General features: G+C 69.8%; 15 protein-coding genes. 2 read left to right on the forward strand and 13 right to left on the reverse strand.

What is annotated here, in order from left to right; translation table 11 throughout:
- The first annotated feature begins 24 nt into the window (after nucleotides 1-24).
- Entirely contained in the window at nucleotides 25-1176 is a 1152-nt protein-coding gene (locus FNV62_RS16280; protein WP_143613081.1) for a mechanosensitive ion channel family protein, read from the forward strand.
- Nucleotides 1177-1518: 342 nt separating this feature from the next.
- Here FNV62_RS16280 and FNV62_RS16285 read toward each other — a convergent pair whose 3' ends face one another.
- The 5 genes from FNV62_RS16285 to FNV62_RS16305 form a co-directional block, all read right to left on the reverse strand.
- Nucleotides 1519-3105: a Na+/H+ antiporter gene (locus FNV62_RS16285; protein ID WP_097284302.1), complete on the reverse strand. Its 1587-nt coding sequence runs from the start codon at nucleotides 3103-3105 to the stop codon at nucleotides 1519-1521.
- 108 nt (nucleotides 3106-3213) lie between these two features.
- The gene (locus tag FNV62_RS16290) at nucleotides 3214-3723 is read right to left on the reverse strand and encodes a GNAT family N-acetyltransferase (protein ID WP_382214762.1); all 510 of its coding nucleotides are present in this window, start codon (nucleotides 3721-3723) and stop codon (nucleotides 3214-3216) included.
- Nucleotides 3720-4664, reverse strand: a complete 945-nt coding sequence (locus FNV62_RS16295; RefSeq protein WP_054231479.1) for an RluA family pseudouridine synthase — start codon at nucleotides 4662-4664, stop codon at nucleotides 3720-3722. The genes FNV62_RS16290 and FNV62_RS16295 overlap by 4 nt, the downstream gene beginning before the upstream one ends.
- Nucleotides 4665-4811: 147 nt before the next feature.
- Complete coding sequence (lspA, locus tag FNV62_RS16300; protein WP_054231480.1) at nucleotides 4812-5408, reverse strand: signal peptidase II; 597 nt, start codon at nucleotides 5406-5408, stop codon at nucleotides 4812-4814.
- Between the two features lie 92 nt (nucleotides 5409-5500).
- On the reverse strand, nucleotides 5501-6460 hold the full coding sequence (locus FNV62_RS16305) for a TraR/DksA family transcriptional regulator (protein ID WP_144315339.1): 960 nt from the start codon (nucleotides 6458-6460) through the stop codon (nucleotides 5501-5503).
- 630 nt (nucleotides 6461-7090) lie between these two features.
- Here FNV62_RS16305 and ileS point away from each other — a divergent pair.
- On the forward strand, nucleotides 7091-10240 hold the full coding sequence (gene ileS / locus FNV62_RS16310; RefSeq protein ID WP_097284305.1) for an isoleucine--tRNA ligase: 3150 nt from the start codon (nucleotides 7091-7093) through the stop codon (nucleotides 10238-10240).
- A 539-nt stretch (nucleotides 10241-10779) separates the two neighbouring features.
- Here ileS and FNV62_RS16315 read toward each other — a convergent pair.
- From FNV62_RS16315 to murG, 8 genes are all read right to left on the reverse strand, one after another.
- A complete protein-coding gene (locus tag FNV62_RS16315) occupies nucleotides 10780-12030 on the reverse strand; it encodes a DivIVA domain-containing protein (RefSeq protein ID WP_143601379.1) in 1251 nt (416 codons plus the stop codon).
- Between the two features lie 46 nt (nucleotides 12031-12076).
- On the reverse strand, nucleotides 12077-12361 hold the full coding sequence (locus tag FNV62_RS16320; protein ID WP_054231484.1) for a YggT family protein: 285 nt from the start codon (nucleotides 12359-12361) through the stop codon (nucleotides 12077-12079).
- Between the two features lie 51 nt (nucleotides 12362-12412).
- Nucleotides 12413-13054 carry a cell division protein SepF gene (gene sepF, locus FNV62_RS16325; RefSeq protein WP_054231485.1) on the reverse strand — a complete coding sequence of 214 codons (642 nt, stop codon included), beginning with the start codon at nucleotides 13052-13054 and terminating at the stop codon, nucleotides 12413-12415.
- A 129-nt stretch (nucleotides 13055-13183) separates the two neighbouring features.
- Entirely contained in the window at nucleotides 13184-13903 is a 720-nt protein-coding gene (locus tag FNV62_RS16330; protein ID WP_060902083.1) for a YggS family pyridoxal phosphate-dependent enzyme, read from the reverse strand.
- Nucleotides 13904-13909: 6 nt separating this feature from the next.
- Nucleotides 13910-14617: a peptidoglycan editing factor PgeF gene (gene pgeF / locus FNV62_RS16335; protein ID WP_097284306.1), complete on the reverse strand. Its 708-nt coding sequence runs from the start codon at nucleotides 14615-14617 to the stop codon at nucleotides 13910-13912.
- Nucleotides 14618-14643: 26 nt separating this feature from the next.
- Entirely contained in the window at nucleotides 14644-15837 is a 1194-nt protein-coding gene (gene ftsZ / locus FNV62_RS16340) for a cell division protein FtsZ (protein WP_060902082.1), read from the reverse strand.
- 275 nt (nucleotides 15838-16112) lie between these two features.
- Nucleotides 16113-16898, reverse strand: coding sequence for a cell division protein FtsQ/DivIB (locus FNV62_RS16345; RefSeq protein ID WP_143607838.1), 786 nt, complete (start codon nucleotides 16896-16898; stop codon nucleotides 16113-16115).
- A 25-nt stretch (nucleotides 16899-16923) separates the two neighbouring features.
- Nucleotides 16924-18015: an undecaprenyldiphospho-muramoylpentapeptide beta-N-acetylglucosaminyltransferase gene (gene murG, locus FNV62_RS16350; protein WP_054231490.1), complete on the reverse strand. Its 1092-nt coding sequence runs from the start codon at nucleotides 18013-18015 to the stop codon at nucleotides 16924-16926.

The raw sequence follows: 18015 nt of genomic DNA on the forward strand, positions 1-18015 counted from the left end.
CTCGAGCCGGTTACGGTCTCAGGCATGGAGAACGTACTGCGTCCCCTGATCGTCGTCGGTGGCTCGGTCGTGCTCACGTTGCTCATCGGATGGGCCGTGGACCGCGTCCTGCGCAAGGCCGACGCCCGACACCAAGAGGCCTCCCTGTGGGGCCTGCTGCGCCGCGCACGGGTCCCCTTCCAGCTCGTGCTGTTCGCCGCCCTGCTGCGCGGCTCGTACGACCAGGCGAAGTTGCTCGTGGAACACCGGGTCGGCGTCGGCCGCACCCTGACCCTGATCCTCATCGGGTCCGCCGCGTGGCTCGTGATCCGCATCGCGACGGCGATCGTCGAGACCTCCTACACCCGCTATGCGAACGCCCACCGCGACCCGGCGCGGGTCCGCCGGGTGCGCACGCAAGTGACGCTGATCCAACGGGTGGTGTCCGCGATCGTCGCCGTGGTGGCCGTCGCCTCGATGCTGCTCACCTTCCCCGCGATGCGCGCGGCAGGTGCCTCGCTGCTGGCCTCGGCCGGCATCCTCGGCATCGTCGCCGGTGTCGCCGCCCAGTCCACGCTGGCGAATCTCTTCGCCGGGCTGCAGATCGCCTTCGGCGACATGGTGCGCCTCGGTGACACGGTCGTGGTGGACGGCGAGTGGGGCACCGTCGAGGAGATCACACTGACGTTCCTGACGGTACGTACGTGGGACGAGCGCCGGATCACGATGCCGGTCTCGTACTTCACTTCCAAGCCCTTCGAGAACTGGTCCCGCGGCACTCCCCAGATGACCGGCATCGTCTTCTTCCACGTCGATCACTCGGCACCCGTCGAGGCGATGCGCGAGCAGCTCCGCGACATCCTGCGCGAGTGCCCGGCCTGGGACGGCCGCGACTACGGCCTCGCCGTCACCGACTCCACCCCCAACACCATGCAGGTGCGCGCCCTGGTGACCGCGAAGGACGCGGACGACATCTGGACGGTACGGGTCACGGTGCGCGAGCGCATGATCCGCTGGCTCACCGACGTACACCCCTACGCCCTCCCCCGCGTCAACACGGCCGAGGCGATCCTGCCCGCGGGCTGGCCCGACGGCCGCCCCCACCGCCCGGACCACGACGACACCGACGGCGCGATAACCGCCCCCACGACCCCCCACACCCCCGACCCCCCACGCACAGGCCCAGGCCGAGGCTGACCACCCCGGGGCCTCACACCGCCCGCACCCTCCGCACCGCCGGCACCGCCCACACCCTCGCACCGCCCGCACCGCCCGCACCGCCCCGGCCGCAGGCCGCACCCTCCGCACTGCCGGCACCGCCCACACCCACCGCACCGCCGTCACCGCCGGCACCCTCCGCGCCCACCGCACCATCGGCACCGCCCGCACCCACCGCACCGCCCGCAGGCCGCAGGCCGCAGGCCGCGCAGAGTATCCGTACGCCTCTCCCCCGCAGCCGCCGACGGCGAATCACCCCCACAAGCGACCCACACTTGTCAGCAGGGTGGAAACGGGCGGTGCGCGGGCGGGAGAACCCCCTCAACGCAAACTACGTACGTCCAGGTGCCGCAGCACCCGGTCCACGATCTCCGGATCCGCCCCCGGCTCACTCCGCGCCGACAACACCTCATGCCGCGCAGCGCTCAACATCTCCCCCTGAATCCGCCGCAACCGCTTCACCCGTCGAGCCCGCTGCTCATGCGCCTCCCTCCGCTCCTCGTCCCCCAGATCCGGACTGATCCGCGTCCCGATGTCGAAGGCTCGCCGAATCAGCTGCTCGGACAACTCCTCCGGCAGCTCCTCCACCTCCTCGATCTCCTTGAGCCTCCGCTTCGCCGCCTTCGCCGCCCGAACCGCCAGCTCCTTCTCGAACGCCTTCTCGACATCCTCGTCGGCCCGCACCCCGAGCCTGCGCACCAGCCACGGCAGCGTGAGCCCCTGGAGCACCAGCGTCGCCATGATCACCCCGAACGCGATGAAGATGATCTCGTCGCGGTCGGGAAACGGCGACCCGTCGTCCATCTTCAGCGGAATGGCCAGCGCGAGGGCCACGGACGCGACCCCCCGCATCCCCGACCACCACATGATCACGGTCTCCCGCCACGAGGTCGGAATCTCCTCGTCGTAGTCCCGTTTCGCATGCAGCCGTTTCGTCAGCCACGTCGCCGGCATCAGATACGCCAGCCGTACGAACACCACGACGGCGACGATCGCGGCGGCCCAGCCCAGCATCTCGCCCCACCGCCCCGACGCCGTCCTGATCGCGTTGTGCAGCTCGAGCCCGATCAACCCGAACGCGACCCCGGTGACCAGCGTGTCCACCACGTCCCAGAACGTGTACCCGGCGAGCCGCGTCATGACGTCGTCGGCATCGGTGGCGTACTCCGCGAGGAACAGCGCGGTGGTGAGCACGGCGAGCACCCCCGACCCGTGCAGCTCCTCCGCCAGGACGTACGACGCGAAGGGCACCAGCAGCGTCATCCCGATCTGCAGCGTGGCGTCACCGAGCAGCGACATCAGTTTGTTCGCCGCCCACCCCAGCGCCAGCCCGATGGCGACAGCGACCACGGCGGACAGCACGAGATCGAGCCCGGCCCGCCACGGCGAGAAGGTGCCGCTCACGGCGGCGGCGATCGCGACGTGGTAGAGCACGATGGCCGTCACGTCGTTGAAGAGCCCCTCGCCCTCCAGGATCGACACCAGTCGGCGGGGCAGCCCGAGTTGCCCCGCGACAGCCGTCGCGGCGACCGGGTCGGGCGGCGCCACCAGCGCGCCCAGGGCGACGGCTGCGGCGATCGGCAGCCCCGGCACGATGGCGCCGGCGACGCAGGCCACGGCCGCCGTGGTGACGAACACCAGCGCCACGGCGAGCAGGAAGATCGGCCGCTTGTTGGCGGTGAACTGTCTCCACGAGGTGCGTCGCACCGAGGCGTACAGCAGGGGAGGCAGCAGCAGGGGCAGGATCAGGTCCGGCGGGACGTCCACGTTGGGCACGAAGTCCAGCACGGCCAGCACCATCCCGAGGAGCGTCATCAGGACGGGCGCCGGGAGCCCGAACCGGTCCCCCACCGGGACGCTCACCACGGCCCCGAGCATCAGCACGAACAACAGGGCCAACTGATCCACGGTCAGCGCTCCGGCAAGGTCTAGGCGATCAAGGAAGAGCCAGACCTCAAGCGTGCCACGCGCCTACGACAATGCCCGCCCAGCAGCCCGCGTGCGACGAACCCCGTCTCACAGAGCCTTGCGCATCGCCCGATGGTCGATCCCGGCGTCGAGGAACTCCTCGCCGTACGCCACGTACCCGAGCCGCTCGTAGAACCCCATCGCGTGTGCCTGCGCGTGCAGGTCCACCGCGGCGAGACCACGCGCGCGTGCCGCGTCCTCGATGGCCCGTACCAGGGCCACGCCGACGCCGAGCCCACGCGCCGCCTTCGTCACGGCGAGCCGGCCGAGCGAGCCGACCGTCAGGTCTCCGTCGGTCTTCGCGGCGGCCTCCGGGCCGTACAGGAGCCGCCCGGTGCCCAGCGGCACCCCGTCCTCGCGGATCGCCAGCACATGCAGGGCACCGGCGTCGTACGCGTCGTACTCGATGTCCTCGGGGACGCCCTGTTCGCCGACGAAGACCTCCTTGCGCACCGCGAAGCACGCCTCACGGTCCGCGGCGTCCTCGGCCACCCGCACCGCGTACGAGTCGCCCCGCGCCACGTGGGACCCGTCCCGCGCCCCGTCCGAGCCACTCACGCGTAGCTCTCCTCACGCACCTTGTCGAGCGCCTTCTGCAGGTCCTCGGGGTAGTCGCTCTCGAACTCCGCCCACTGCCCGTCCCCGGGGTGCTCGAAGCCGAGGCGCACCGCGTGCAGCCACTGCCGGGTCAGGCCGAGGCGCTTGGCGATCGTCGGGTCCGCGCCGTAGGTCAGGTCTCCCACGCAGGGGTGGCGGTGGGCCGCCATGTGGACACGGATCTGGTGGGTGCGGCCGGTCTCCAGCTTGATGTCGAGCAGGCTGGCCGCCCGGAACGCCTCGATCAGGTCGTAGTGCGTGACGGACGGCTTGCCCTCGGCCGTCACCGCCCACTTGTAGTCGTGGTTCGGGTGCCGGCCGATGGGAGCGTCGATGGTGCCGCTCATCGGGTCGGGGTGCCCCTGGACCAGCGCGTGGTACCGCTTGTCGACCGTGCGTTCCTTGAACTGCCGCTTCAGTGAGGTGTACGCGCGCTCCGACTTGGCCACGACCATCAGACCGGAGGTACCGACGTCCAGCCGGTGCACGATGCCCTGCCGCTCGGCGGCGCCCGAGGTCGAGATCCGGTACCCGGCCGCCGCGAGGCCGCCGATCACCGTCGGACCGCTCCAGCCGGGGCTCGGGTGCGCGGCCACACCGACCGGCTTGATGATCACGACGATGTCGTCGTCGTCGTGCACGATCTCCATGCCCTCGACGGGCTCGGCGACGATCTGCACGGGGGCGGGAGCCTGCGGCATCTCCACTTCGAGCCAGGCGCCGCCGTGCACCCGCTCGGACTTTCCGACCACCGAGCCGTCGACCGTGACCTTCCCCGCCGCGGCGAGCTCGGCGGCCTTCGTGCGGGAGAAGCCGAACATGCGGGAGATGGCGGCGTCGACGCGCTCGCCCTCCAGGCCGTCGGGCACGGGCAGGTTGCGGATCTCGGGAATGGTGCTCACCCGTCGAGTATGCCGGACGGGTCGGACACCGCCGGACCATCACCCGAACAGCAGTGCCCGTGAACCTGCCTCCAGACGTCCTTTCACACGTCCGTCCAGAGATCCCGTACGCCACTGCGTGCGGGCCGATCAGCCCTGATGGACCGATCAGTCCTTGTGGACCGTGCCGTCCGGGTCGAGCCCGCGGAAGGACAGCAGCACGATCAGGATGCCGCCGCAGACGATCGCCGAGTCGGCCAGGTTGAAGACCGCGAAGTGCTTGGGCGCGATGAAGTCCACGACCGCGCCCTCGAAGATCCCGGGCGAGCGGAAGATCCGGTCGGTCAGGTTGCCGAGCGCACCGCCCAGCAGCAGACCGAGCGCGATCGCCCAGGGCAGGCTGTAGAGCTTGCGCGCGAGCCGCGCGATCACCACGATCACGGCCGCGGCGATCACCGTGAAGATGATCGTGAACGCCTCGCCGAAGCCGAAGGCCGCTCCCGCGTTGCGGATCGCCTCGAACCTCAGCCAGTCACCGATGATCTGGATCGGCGCGTGGTGCTCCAGCTTCGCGACCACGATCAGCTTGCTGACCAGGTCGAGGGCGTACGCCAGGGCGGCGACCGTGAACAGGACGGCGATCCTGCGCCTGCCCCTGGGCTCCTCGGCCGGGGCCCCGGTCCCTTCCACGCCGGACTGCTCCGGCTCGGCGCCCCCCGCTCCTGGGGTATCCGGCGTACCGATGATGCGCTCCGCCTCTGCCACGTGAGTGAGTCCCTCGACCTAGGTGCCTGACTGAGGACGAGGGTACGGCACACCCCCCGGCGCCCACGTGCGCAGGAGCCCTCCCGCGCGAATCAGTAGCGGCGTTCCTGCTTCTGCTTGCACTCGACGCACAGGGTGGCTCGCGGGAAGGCCTGCATCCGCGCCTTGCCGATGGGATTGCCGCAGTTCTCGCAGAGCCCGTAGGTGCCCGCGTCGAGCCGCTCCAGCGCTCGCTCGGTCTGCTCCAGCATCTCGCGCGCGTTGGCCGCCAGGGCCATCTCGTGCTCGCGTGTGATGTTCTTCGTGCCGGTGTCCGCCTGATCGTCGCCCGCGCCGTCGCCGGAGTCGCGCATCAGGCCCGCGATCGACTCTTCGGACGACGAGATCTCGGTGCTCAGCCGCAGCGCCTCGGACTGGAGTTCGGCGCGCGCCTCCGCGACCTCCTCCGGGGTCCAGGGGTCCTCACCGGGGCGTACCGCGAGCTCGCCGGGCTCCACCGCGGCGATCCGCGCCTTGGGGACAGCGGTGGGGTTCTGCGCCGCCGTGGCCGTGCCAGGAGTCTTCTTCGCAACCACCGTCGTGGCTCCCGTCGTCTTCGCGGCCTTGGCCGCGCCTTCGGCCGCGGAAGCGACCGACTTCTTCGCCGTACTGGTGCTTTTCCTTGCCGTGCCGCTGCTCTTCCTGGCCACGCTCTTCCCGTCGGCCTTCTTGGCCACCGCCTTCCGGGCGACCGCTTCCTTGGTCACCGCATCCTTGGCCACGGATTTCTTGGCGACGGATTTCTTGGCGACGGATTTCTTGGCGACCGCCTTCTTGGTGGCTCCCTTCGTAGTGGCCGCTTCACCGGTGGCCGCCGCCTTCTTGCCGACAGCGGCTTTCGTGGCCGTCTTGGTGGCCGGTTCCGTGGCGGTCCTCGTGACGGTGTTCACCGGATCGGTCGCGTGCGCCACGGGTGCCACCGACGCGCTCTTCTTCCCACCCACGTCCTTGACCGCCGGACCCGTGGATCTGCCGGACGCCGACTGCTGTACGGCGGTCTTCTTCGCCACCATGGCCGCGGCTCCTTCACATATTGTGATTTTGCGCGCAAATCGTGCTGGGACGATAAATCGACTTCTGGTCCGCGGCAACCGGGCGCATCAACGTTTCGTCCGCCCCGCGGGTCCCTCGCGAGGAACCTGCATGCGTTGTGCCCAGCTCCCCGCCGGGTAATCCGCCAGGTCCGGCGTCCCAGGATCCGGACGCCCGTGCCTCGCCGTTCGGGTCACCGAGCAGGCCGCGGCACGACCCCGGGCGCCCCCGACGGCGTACCCCGGAAAACCGGTCGGCCGCTGTCCGCGCGGCGCCGTACACTGGGCGCAGCGAAAAGCGTGGATGGGGACGAGTAGCGGCGTACGCGGCCAGGAGCGACCCGGGGACGGTGGAAGCCCGGGGGCGAGCGCGACGCGAAGATCACCCCGGAGCCGCCGGAAGAAAGCCGCAGCGAGCGAGCAGCGGCCGGTAGAACCGGCATCGCGACCCCAATGAGGGGGCTCACTGGTGCACAGCACGCACTGGGGGGCCAAGGAGGGTGGTACCGCGGGAGCGCGCCGCGCACGGCGTCCGCAGCATCCAGGAGATGGCTGCTCAGGCTCTCGTCCCTCCGGACGGAAGGCAGAAAGTCCGCCGGAGGAAGCTCGCTGATGACAACGCCGACGTACCGCCAGGTGCCCGCCCAGGTCGACCTGCCCGCCCTCGAGCACGCCGTGCTCGACTTCTGGCGTGAGCAGAAGATCTTCGCCAAGAGCCTTGAGCAGTCCGAGGGCCACCCTGAGTGGGTGTTCTACGAGGGCCCGCCCACCGCGAACGGCATGCCGGGCGCCCACCACATCGAGGCGCGCGTCTTCAAGGACGTCTTCCCGCGCTTTCGCACCATGCGCGGCTATCACGTGGCCCGCAAGGCCGGCTGGGACTGCCACGGCCTCCCGGTCGAGCTCGCGGTGGAGAAGGAGCTCGGCTTCACCGGCAAGCAGGACATCGAGGCGTACGGCATCGCCGAGTTCAACGCCAAGTGCCGCGAGTCCGTGACCCGTCACACCGACGCGTTCACCGAGCTCACGAACCGTATGGGCTACTGGGTCGACCTGGACGACGCGTACCGCACGATGGACCCCGAGTACGTGGAGTCCGTGTGGTGGTCGCTCAAGGAGATCTTCAACAAGGGTCTGCTGGTCCAGGACTACCGCGTGGCCCCGTGGTGCCCGCGCGACGAGACGGGCCTGTCGGACCACGAGCTGGCGCAGGGCTACGAGACGGTCGTCGACCCGTCCGTGTACGTCCGTTTCCCGCTCACCTCCGGTCCGCTGGCCGGCCAGGCCTCGCTCCTGGTGTGGACGACGACCCCGTGGACGCTGGTCTCCAACACCGCGGTCGCCGCGCACCCCGAGGTCACCTACGTCGTCGCGACGAACGGCGAGGAGAAGTTCGTCGTCGCCGCGCCGCTCGTCGAGAAGGCGCTCGGCGAGGGCTGGGAGACCACCGGTGAGACCTTCACCGGCGCCGAGATGGAGCGCTGGACGTATCAACGTCCGTTCGAGCTCGTCGAGTTCCCCACGGACGTGGAAACCCACTACGTGGTCAACGCCGAGTACGTGACGACCGAGGACGGCACGGGTCTGGTCCACCAGTCCCCCGCCTTCGGCGAGGACGACCTCAAGGTCTGCCGGGCGTACGGACTGCCGGTGGTGAACCCCGTCCGCCCGAACGGCACCTTCGAGGAGAGCGTTCCACTCGTCGGCGGTGTCTTCTTCAAGAAGGCGGACGAAAAGCTCACCGAGGACCTCCAGCAGCGCGGTCTGCTCTTCAAGCACATCCCTTACGAGCACAGCTACCCGCACTGCTGGCGCTGCCACACCGCGCTCCTCTACTACGCGCAGCCGTCCTGGTACATCCGCACCACCGCCATCAAGGACCGTCTCCTCCAGGAGAACGAGAAGACCAACTGGTTCCCGGAGTCCGTCAAGCACGGCCGCTTCGGCGACTGGCTGAACAACAACGTCGACTGGGCGCTGTCCCGCAGCCGCTACTGGGGCACCCCGCTCCCGCTGTGGCGCTGTGAGGAGGGCCATCTCACCTGTGTCGGCTCCCGCGCCGAGCTCTCCGAGCTGACGGGCACCGACCAGTCGAACCTGGACCCGCACCGCCCGTTCATCGACGAGGTCACCTTCGCGTGTCCGCAGGACGGCTGCGGACGGACGGCGACCCGCGTGCCGGAGGTCATCGACGCCTGGTACGACTCGGGTTCGATGCCGTTCGCGCAGTGGGGCTACCCGTACAAGAACAAGGAGCTCTTCGAGAGCCGCTACCCGGCGCAGTTCATCTCCGAGGCCATCGACCAGACCCGCGGCTGGTTCTACACCCTCATGGCGGTCGGCACCCTCGTCTTCGACCAGTCGTCGTACGAGAACGTCGTGTGCCTGGGCCACATCCTCGCCGAGGACGGCCGCAAGATGTCCAAGCACCTGGGCAACATCCTGCAGCCGATCCCGCTGATGGATCAGCACGGCGCGGACGCGGTGCGCTGGTTCATGGCGGCCGGCGGCTCCCCCTGGGCGGCCCGCCGCGTCGGTCACGGCACCATCCAGGAGGTGGTGCGCAAGACGCTCCTGACCTACTGGAACACGGTCGCCTTCCAGGCCCTGTACGCCCGCACCTCCGACTGGGCCCCCTCCGAGGCCGATCCGGCCCCGGCCGACCGCCCGGTCCTCGACCGCTGGCTGCTGTCCGAGCTGCACGCGCTCACCGACCAGGTCACCCAGGCACTGGAGGCGTACGACACCCAGCGCGCCGGAAAGCTCCTCTCCGCGTTCGTCGACGACCTCTCGAACTGGTACGTGCGCCGCTCCCGCCGCCGCTTCTGGCAGGGCGACAAGGCCGCGCTGCGCACCCTGCACGAGGTCGTGGAGACGGTCACGCGGCTGATGGCCCCGCTGACCCCGTTCATCACCGAGCGGGTCTGGCAGGACCTGATCGTCCCCGTGACGCCGGGCGCCCCCGAGTCCGTACACCTGTCCTCGTGGCCGGAGGCGGACCTGTCCGCCATCGACCCGGAGCTGTCCAGGCAGATGGTCCTCGTCCGGCGTCTCGTGGAGCTGGGCCGCGCCACGCGCGCGGAGTCGGGCGTCAAGACGCGCCAGCCGCTGTCCCGCGCGCTGGTCGGGGCGATCGGCTTCGAGTCCCTCGACGGGGAGCTGCACGCGCAGATCACCGAAGAGCTGAACGTCACCTCCCTCGCCTCCCTCTCCGAGGTGGGCGGCTCGCTGGTCGACACCACGGCCAAGGCGAACTTCCGCGCGCTGGGCAAGCGCTTCGGCAAGGGCGTCCAGGCGGTCGCCAAGGTGATCGCCGAGACGGACGCGGCGGCCCTCTCCCTCGCCCTGCGCGAGGGCACCGCCTCGGTGGAGGTCGACGGCGAGACGGTGCCGCTGGCCGCGGACGAGGTCATCATCACGGAGACCCCGCGCGAGGGGTGGTCGGTGGCGTCCGACTCGGGTGCCACGGTCGCTCTGGACCTGGAGATCACCGAGGAGCTGCGGCAGGCGGGCCTCGCCCGTGACGCGATCCGGCTGATCCAGGAGGCCCGCAAGAACAGCGGCCTCGACGTGGCCGACCGGATCGCCCTGCGCTGGACGTCCACCGACCCGGCCGTCATCGCCGCTCTGAACGAGCACGCCGCGCTGATCGCCGACGAGGTCCTCGCCACCGACTTCGCCCAGGGCGAGGCCGACGACACCTACGGCGCCCCGTTCACCGACGAGGGACTGTCCCTCACCTTCCGTCTCCGCAAGGCGTAGCCCCGGGCGGCGGCGGGACCGTTCCTCGCCCCCGCCGCCCCTACCCTCCCCCAAGCTCTCGGCTTCGCTCGAGCAGGGGGGACCCCCATCATCCCCACCTGGGGCTCCGCCCCCAGACCCCCGGGTGGGTTCGTCGGCTGCGGGCCGGTGGGGGCCGGTCGCGCAGTTTCCCGCGCCCCTGGGGGGCGGGGCTACGCCCCGGCCCCCACCGGCCTGAACGGCCTCGTCCTCAAACGCCGGACGGGCTGAAGGCCTTCAGGGGCGCGGGGAACTGCGCGCCCAGCCCCCGCCTCAGGGGCGCGGGGAACGGCGCAACCAACCCCCACCCACCCGCAGCCGAAGAACGAAGGCCGGGGCCCACCAAAGATCTTGGTGGGCCCCGGCCTTCGGCGTTGCGTACCCCGTACAGATGCCCCAAAGGAACCGCACGCGCGCCCGAAACTCCCCCGCCCGAAACAGCACGACAAAAGGGCGGAGCCCCGGAAAGATCCGGGGCTCCGCCCTGAACGCTGCCGACGCCTAAGGCGTACTCAAGGCCGTCAGTTGTCGTCCTCGTCGATGAGGAACCCACGCATCGGCGAGGGGGCCTGCTGCATCGGCGACGGCCCCTGGGGCCGTACCGGAGCCATCGGCTGGGTCATGGCCGGCGACATCTGCTGCTGCCCGCCGTAGGAGGGCGCCGCCGGTGCCGGGGCACCGCCCATGCCCTGACCGCCGTACGACGGCGCACTCGCGCCGGCCGGAGCCATCGAGGGCGCGGAGGGCGACGGCAGGGAGGCCGTGGCCGGAGTGCGCGGCGGGGCGAGCGAGTCGTCCGCCTGCGTCTCCAGCTGGCGCAGCTGCGACTCCAGGTAGGACTTCAGACGCGTACGGTACTCGCGCTCGAAGCCACGCAGGTCCTCGACCTTGCGCTCCAGCGTGGCGCGGGCGGACTCCAGGGAGCCCATCGCGACGCGGTGCTTCTCCTGCGCGTCCCGCTCCAGAGCGTCGGCCTTGGCACGGGCGTCGCGCTCGAGACCCTCGGCGCGGCTGCGGGCCTCGCCGACGATCTTGTTGGCCTCGGAGCGGGCCTCGGCGATCGCCTGGTCGGCGGTCTGCTGGGCCAGCGAGAGGACACGCGCGGCGCTGTCGCCACCGGGGCCCTGCTGCGGCATCTGCGGGCCGTGACCGCCCATGGGTCCACCCATGGGGCCGCCCATCGGGCCACCCATCTGCTGCTGCATCTGGGGCTGCATCTGGCCCGGCATCTGCTGCTGCATCTGCTGACCGGGGCCCTGCCCCATCGGACCCTGACCCATGGGGCCCTGCCCCATCGGACCCTGACCCATGGGGCCCTGGCCCATCGGACCCTGACCCATGGGGCCCTGGCCCATCGGACCCTGACCCATGGGGCCCTGGCCCTGCTGGCCGCCCTGGGCACTGGGGCCCGCGGGCAGCTGCGGCGCACCGCTCGGCAGCTGGGGCGGCCCACCCATGGGGCCACCCATCTGCTGCTGCGGCGGGCCCGATATGCCGGCGGGTACGGGCGCGCCCGGACCTCGCATGCCCTGCGGCGGGCCCTGCTGGTCCTGCTGCTCGGGCGGCTTGCGCATGCCCTGCTGCTGGTTCTGCGCAGCCGCGCGCGTGGCCGCCGCCAGTTTGGCGCGCAGGTCCTCGTTCTCGCGGAGCAGTCGCGTCAGTTCGGCTTCGACCTCGTCGAGGAAGGCATCGACCTCGTCCTCGTCATAGCCTTCTCGGAGGCGGACGGTCGTGAACTGCTTGTTCCGCACGTCCTCGGGGGTCAACGGCATCTCTTCACCTCAACGTAGTCGTCGGCATTCGGCAAGACCGTATCGTTCACAGCCGGCTCACGACGGAGATCAGGATGTAGACGATGATCATCAGTACGAAGAAGGACAGGTCGAGCGCCACGCCCCCGAGACGCAGCGGCGGAATGAACCGCCGCAGAAGCTTGAGCGGTGGATCGGTGACAGTGTAGGTGGCCTCAAGAACGACCACCATCGCCTTGCCGGGTTGCCATGAGCGGGCGAACTGGAAGACGTAGTCCATGACCAACCGGAAAATCAACACGACGAGGAAACACGTCAGCGCGATGTAGAGAACCTGCCCGACCACGCTCATGATCCGTGCTTCCCTCTCCCCTGTTTCCGTACCTTGATCCGGTCCTGCGTCTCAGCTCTGGTTGAAGAACCCGCCCTCTGCGATGCGGGCCTTGTCCTCCGCCGTGACATCGACGTTAGCAGGCGACAACAGGAACACCTTCTGCGTCACCCGCTCGATGCTGCCGTGGAGACCAAACACCAAACCGGCCGCAAAGTCGACAAGTCGCTTCGCATCTGTGTCATCCATCTCAGTCAGATTCATGATCACCGGGGTGCCCTCACGGAAGTGTTCCCCGATGGTACGGGCCTCGTTGTAGGTCCGCGGGTGAAGCGTGGTGATCCGGTACGGCTCTCGTTCCGACACGACCTTGGGCATGATCACCGGTGCGTTCTTCTCCAGGCTTGCGCGTTCTTGTGTGATGGATGCCACGGGCGCGATCCGCGCCGGACGGCTGGATTCCGCAGTGAGCGAAGCGGAATGCGGCACCGGATCGCGAGGCGCCGGAGGCTGCACCATTCGTACCGATTCATCCCGTTGGGACTGATGTGCCTGATGCGACTGGTGGGGCGGCTCGTGCCGCCGCCGGTCACGCTCGGGCTCCGGGTCGAGCTCGGGCTCGAACTCGTCATCGGGGTCGAAACCCCTGCCGTCGTACCCATCGTCCTCCACGAGGCCGAGGTAGACCGCCATCTTGCGCATCGCGCCGGCCATGCTCTGAGTCCTCCGCTCTGTGGTGGATCGGCTGACGAATTGCCAAGTGCCCGCGATCCACGAGGTCGTTATGTCCGCCAGTGGCGGTAATGACCATATTTTCTGCTGTGGTCCGACTTCTTGGCGACGTTACCCGAGCCCGGGTCGGACTCCGAGTACCGCCGTACCGACGCGTACATGTGTCGCTCCGGCCGCCACGGCCTCCTCGAGGTCCGCACTCATCCCTGCAGACACCATGTTCGCAGCCGGATGCGTGCGGCGCATAGCAGTCGACAAATCCATCAGCCGCTCGAACGCCGCCTGTTGGCGTCCGGCGTACGCCCCGGTGAGCGGTGCGACGGTCATCAGTCCGTCGAGCCGGAGCCCGGGTGCCCCGGCGACGAGGTCGGCCAACTCTTCGATTCCGCCGACTCCGACGCCTCCCCGCTCACCCCGGCCGCTCTCCTGCGCGTCCAGGGCGACCTGGATGAGGCAGCCCACCTCGCGCTCCACCCGCACCGCTTCCTTCGACAGCGCCGTGACAAGCCGGGCACGGTCCACGGACTGCACCACATCCGCGTAACCGACCACAGAACGCACCTTGTTGGTCTGCAACTGACCGACAAAATGCCACGAGAGGGGCAGATCCGAGCAAGCCGCGGCCTTGGGCGCCGCGTCCTGGTCCCGGTTCTCGGCGACGTTGCGCACACCGAGTTCCGACAGGATCCGCACATCAGCGGCGGGGTAGGTCTTGGTGACCACGATCAGGGTCACCTCTTCACGCTTGCGCCCGGCGGCCACACAGGCCGCCGTGATGCGCTCTTCCACTTTCGCCAGATTTCCGGCGAGTTGAGCCTTACGTTCCGTCATGCCCCATCAGTCCAGCCAGACATAGCCCGCGAGCCGCCCGGTCGTGCGGTCCCGTCGGTACGAGAAGTGGTCGTCCGACTCCAGCGTGCACACCGGCGACTGCGCCCGGTCGCACACCCCGAGCCGTTCCAGCTGCGCGTGCACTCCGGCGGTCACATCGACCGCGGGAGTGCCCCAGCTGGTCTCGGCATACGCCGCCGGCTCGATGGCGGCGACTTCGGCGCGCATCTCGTCCGGCACTTCGTAGCACCGGCCGCAGACCGCGGGTCCGGTGCGGGCGACGATCCGCTCGGGCTCGGCGCCGAGTTCCACCATGGCCCGTACGGCGGCGGGGACGACCCCGGCGACCATGCCGGGCCGTCCCGCGTGGGCGGCGGCCGCGATCCCGGCGACCGGGTCGGCCAGCAGGACCGGCGTGCAGTCGGCGGTGAGGACGGCGAGGGCGAGCCCACGCCGCGCGGTCACGACCGCGTCGACGGACGGGATCTCCGCGGAGAGCCACGGTCCGTCGACCACCGCCACGTCCGGCCCGTGCACCTGGTTCATCCAGACGACCAGGGCCGGGTCCAGTCCGAGCGACTTGGCGGCCAGTTCACGATTGGTCCGTACGGCGTCGGGGTCGTCGCCGACCGCTCCGCCGAGGTTGAGCTCCTCGTACGGAACGGCGCTCACCCCGCCCCACCGGTCGGTGAAGGCGAAGTGCGCGCCGCTCACGGTGCTCGTTTCGGAGCGATGTCCTATCACTTCAGGAAGTCCGGCACGTCCAGCTCCTCGGCCGCGCTGTCCGAGTAGGCGCGGGACGGCGGGACCGGCGGAGCGACCTGGACCTCGTTGACCGGCTCCGGGGTGGGCTCCGGGGCCTCCTTCGGCGTGACGCTGCCGAGCGAGCCGAAGGACGGACGGCTCTCGGCGGCCCGCACCTGCGCGGGCTCCTCGCGCTGCTTGGCGGAGGTGGAGCCGAGGATGTTGTCCCGCTTGGCCGGCGGCTGGCCGCCGTCGAAGCCGGCGGCGATCACGGTGACCCGCACCTCGTCGCCGAGCGCGTCGTCGATGACCGCGCCGAAGATGATGTTGGCCTCGGGGTGTGCGGCCTCGCTGACCAGCTGGGCGGCCTCGTTGATCTCGAACAGGCCGAGGTCGGAGCCGCCGGAGATGGAGAGCAGGACGCCGCGTGCGCCGTCGATGGAGGCTTCCAGGAGCGGCGAGGAGATCGCCATCTCGGCCGCCGCCACGGCGCGGTCGTCGCCGCGGGCCGAGCCGATGCCCATGAGCGCGGAACCCGCCTCGGACATCACGGACTTCACGTCGGCGAAGTCGAGGTTGATCAGACCGGGCGTGGTGATGAGGTCGGTGATGCCCTGAACACCGGACAGCAGGACCTGGTCCGCCGACTTGAAGGCGTCGAGGACGGAGACCTGGCGGTCCGAGATGGACAGCAGCCGGTCGTTCGGGATGACGATGAGGGTGTCGACCTCTTCGCGGAGTTCCGCGATGCCGTCCTCGGCCTGGTTGGCCCGACGGCGTCCTTCGAAGGTGAAGGGGCGGGTGACCACGCCGATGGTGAGGGCGCCGAGCGAGCGGGCGATGTTGGCCACGACGGGCGCGCCGCCGGTGCCGGTGCCGCCGCCTTCACCGGCCGTCACGAAGACCATGTCGGCCCCCTTGAGGACCTCCTCGATCTCCTCGCGGTGATCCTCGGCCGCCTTGCGGCCGACGGCCGGGTTGGCTCCGGCGCCGAGTCCGCGCGTGAGTTCGCGGCCGACGTCGAGCTTGACGTCGGCGTCGCTCATCAACAGAGCTTGCGCGTCCGTGTTGATGGCGATGAACTCGACGCCCTTGAGACCGACCTCGATCATCCGGTTGATGGCATTGACACCACCGCCGCCGACACCGATGACTTTGATGACTGCGAGGTAGTTCTGCGGTGCTGCCACGTCGAAGGCCTCTCGCCTCGAGTTACGTGTCGTCGCCTCGCACGCTCGCGATCCGACGACTGATGCCGAATGGGACGGTCCGAACGCCGACCCGAACCCTAACGCTGAAGTTTAGGGTTACCAGTGTGTCTGTTCCTTGGACTCTTCCGAACAGGACACTAAGTCGACAAGTGGCGCACGTTCAACGAACACGCCGAACCTCCCGTTTTTCTTTTCACCCTATGTGATCAGCCGTAGCGCTGCCCAACCAGGGTGCTGGCCTGCACTGATGTGCGTCAACTCCCCGATGATGCAGGGGCGATGGGGGCACTCACATCGAAATGCCGGGCCCCTGGAGCTGCTTTCATGAGAGCGGTGAGCGTCCTGGCCTTCGCGCGGCCCTTCTCGCCGCTCCCCCACTCGACGCTGCGCCCGCCACTCAACTCCAGCGAGATCGAGTCGTACGAACGGACCTTGACGATCCGGGTGTCGCGCCGGACCGCGGCCGGAATGTCCCCCGCCAACCCCACCGCCTCGCGCACCAGCCGGTCGACCGGGAAGCGGCGCAGTACGGCCGCCTTGGACACGGCCAATTCCAGTGTGGGCACACCCCTCGGGGCGGCCGAAACCGTCGCGAAACGCACACCCTTGGCGTCCACTTCGACGTACTTGCCGCCGTTTCCGGTGTTTTTGAGAATGAGCACCGGGGTGCGTTCGGTCACTTTCAGCCCGATTCCGTGCGGCCAGGATCGGACGACATCAACCGAGTCAATTCGGGGCAATTTGCGGCGCAATCGCGCCTCAACGGCGTCGGTATCGATGGAAATCAGCGGCGATCCGACCGACACGTCGGCCGCGTCGAGCACTTGCCGGTCCGTCAGGACCCGCACCCCGGAGACCGACACCTTCTCGACCCGCAGCCACGGCGAGCCATAAAGCAGCCAGAGCGCGGCTGCCGTCGCCAACACCACGGCGACCAAAAGGATGATGAGCATACGAAGGCGACGCAGCCGCCTGAGGCGGGGCGAGCCGGACTCCAACTTCTGCCGTTCACCGCGCTCGGCGGTCGTCGGTCCGGCCACGCTCCCTGCCTTCCCTCATGCGGTCCTAGCGGTGGCGAGAGGCGATCGCCTCGTACACCATGCCGACGAGCAGGTCGTCGGCGTCCCGGCGGCCGAACTCGCTGGCGGCTCGGGACATCTCGTACAGCCGGTGCGGGTCGGCGAGCACGGGCAGCACGTTCTGCTGAACCCACGCAGGTGTCAGCTCCGCGTCGTCGACAAGGAGACCGCCACCGGCCTTGACCACCGGCTGGGCGTTCAGCCGCTGCTCGCCGTTGCCGATGGGCAGCGGAACGTAGGCGGCCGGCAGCCCGACGGCGGAGAGTTCGGCGACGGTCATCGCGCCCGCGCGGCAGAGCATCATGTCGGCCGCGGCGTACGCGAGGTCCATCCGGTCCACGTACGGTACCGGGATGTACGGGGGCATTCCCGGCATCTGGTGGACCTGCGGCAGTTCGTTCTTCGGGCCGACCGCGTGCAGGATCTGGATACCGGCCTGCTGGAGGTAGGGAGCCGCCTGCTGGACGACCTCGTTGAGGCGCCGTGCGCCCTGCGAGCCGCCGGAAACCAGCAAGGTCGGCAGCGAGGGGTCGAGACCGAACGCGGCGCGCGCCTCGGGGCGTACGGCGGCCCGGTCGAGGGTGGCGATCGAGCGGCGCAGCGGGATGCCGATGTAGCGGGCGCCGCGCAGCTTGTTGTCCGGGGTCGAGACGGCGACCTGCGCCGCGTACCGGGAACCGATCTTGTTGGCGAGGCCCGGCCGGGCGTTGGCCTCGTGGATCACGATCGGCACGCCGAGGCGCTTGGCCGCGAGGTAGGCGGGCAGCGCCACATAGCCACCGAAGCCGACGACCGCGTCCGCCTTGGTGCGCTCCAGAACCTGCTCGGCCGCCTTGATCGTGCCGCGCAGCCGCCCCGGGACGGTGATCAGCTCGGGTGTGGGCTTGCGGGGCAGCGGGACGGCGGGGATCAGCGCGAGTTCGTAGCCCCGCTCCGGTACGAGCCGGGTCTCAAGTCCGCGTTCCGTGCCCAGGGCCGTGATCCCCACGGTCGGGTCCTGCCTGCGCAGGGCGTCCGCGAGGGCGAGCGCGGGCTCGATGTGGCCGGCGGTCCCCCCGCCGGCGAGTACGACATGCAC

It is taken from the genome of Streptomyces sp. RLB3-17 (assembly GCF_007113425.2).
GTDB classification, from domain to species: domain Bacteria; phylum Actinomycetota; class Actinomycetes; order Streptomycetales; family Streptomycetaceae; genus Streptomyces; species Streptomyces mirabilis_D.

Bases quoted from the DNA above. Each gene is read 5' to 3' on its own strand.
- FNV62_RS16280 (WP_143613081.1), top strand. From the start codon at position 25: ATGGAGAACGTACTGCGTCCCCTGATCGTCGTCGGTGGCTCGGTCGTG.
- FNV62_RS16305 (WP_144315339.1), bottom strand. From the start codon at position 6,460: ATGGTGGCGAAGAAGACCGCCGTACAGCAGTCGGCGTCCGGCAGATCC.
- ileS (WP_097284305.1), top strand. From the start codon at position 7,091: ATGACAACGCCGACGTACCGCCAGGTGCCCGCCCAGGTCGACCTGCCC.
- FNV62_RS16315 (WP_143601379.1), bottom strand. From the start codon at position 12,030: ATGCCGTTGACCCCCGAGGACGTGCGGAACAAGCAGTTCACGACCGTC.
- FNV62_RS16320 (WP_054231484.1), bottom strand. From the start codon at position 12,361: ATGAGCGTGGTCGGGCAGGTTCTCTACATCGCGCTGACGTGTTTCCTC.
- sepF (WP_054231485.1), bottom strand. From the start codon at position 13,054: ATGGCCGGCGCGATGCGCAAGATGGCGGTCTACCTCGGCCTCGTGGAG.
- FNV62_RS16330 (WP_060902083.1), bottom strand. From the start codon at position 13,903: ATGACGGAACGTAAGGCTCAACTCGCCGGAAATCTGGCGAAAGTGGAA.